At 46.5% G+C, this 705-nt stretch carries 6 tRNA genes; all 6 read right to left on the bottom strand.

Going from position 1 to position 705, the window contains the following annotated elements:
* Positions 1-109: 109 nt before the first annotated feature.
* Positions 110-185 (bottom strand) — tRNA-Ala (locus tag N878_RS30620).
* Positions 186-193: 8 nt separating this feature from the next.
* Positions 194-270 (bottom strand) — tRNA-Pro (locus N878_RS30615).
* 27 nt (positions 271-297) lie between these two features.
* Positions 298-374, bottom strand: a tRNA-Arg gene (locus N878_RS30610).
* A gap of 31 nt (positions 375-405) precedes the next feature.
* A tRNA-Gly gene (locus N878_RS30605) sits at positions 406-480 on the bottom strand.
* 60 nt (positions 481-540) lie between these two features.
* A tRNA-Thr gene (locus tag N878_RS30600) sits at positions 541-613 on the bottom strand.
* A 2-nt stretch (positions 614-615) separates the two neighbouring features.
* Positions 616-690, bottom strand: a tRNA-Asn gene (locus tag N878_RS30595).
* Positions 691-705: the final 15 nt, after the last annotated feature.

Raw genomic sequence — 705 nt, 5'->3', positions numbered from 1 at the left:
TGTCTTGTTTAGTTTTCAAAGATCATTTTGTTTGTCCGCTTTGTTAAAGCAACTTTATTAGTATACAACGTCACTTCTCCAAAGTCAATAACTTTTTTAAAAAAACTTTTGGTGGAGCCTAGCGGGATCGAACCGCTGACCTCCTGCGTGCAAAGCAGGCGCTCTCCCAGCTGAGCTAAGGCCCCATAAAAAATGGTCGGGAAGACAGGATTCGAACCTGCGACCCCATGGTCCCAAACCATGTGCTCTACCAAGCTGAGCTACTTCCCGATTTCCTATCTATTCTATTAAAAGATATGGCGCGCCCGAGAGGAGTCGAACCCCTAACCTTTTGATCCGTAGTCAAACGCTCTATCCAATTGAGCTACGGGCGCAATTCAATTTACAATATCCCGTTGGGATAAATGGAGCGGAAGACGGGATTCGAACCCGCGACCCCCACCTTGGCAAGGTGGTGTTCTACCACTGAACTACTTCCGCATATCGCAATAAAAAAAGCTTTCTCCTTATGAGAAACCTTGGTAATAATACATTTAATAAAGCTTCCAAGCGGGCTCGAACCGCTGACCTCTTCCTTACCATGGAAGTGCTCTACCTGCTGAGCTATGGAAGCAATGGCTCCGCAGGTAGGATTCGAACCTACGACCGATCGGTTAACAGCCGATAGCTCTACCACTGAGCTACTGCGGAATAATATAAAGCTTC

The organism is Pseudomonas sp. EGD-AK9 (genome assembly GCF_000465935.2).
GTDB lineage: Bacteria > Pseudomonadota > Gammaproteobacteria > Pseudomonadales > Pseudomonadaceae > Aquipseudomonas.
The sequence above is the reverse complement of the archived record's forward strand: the minus strand, read 5'-3'. Positions and strand labels throughout refer to the sequence as shown.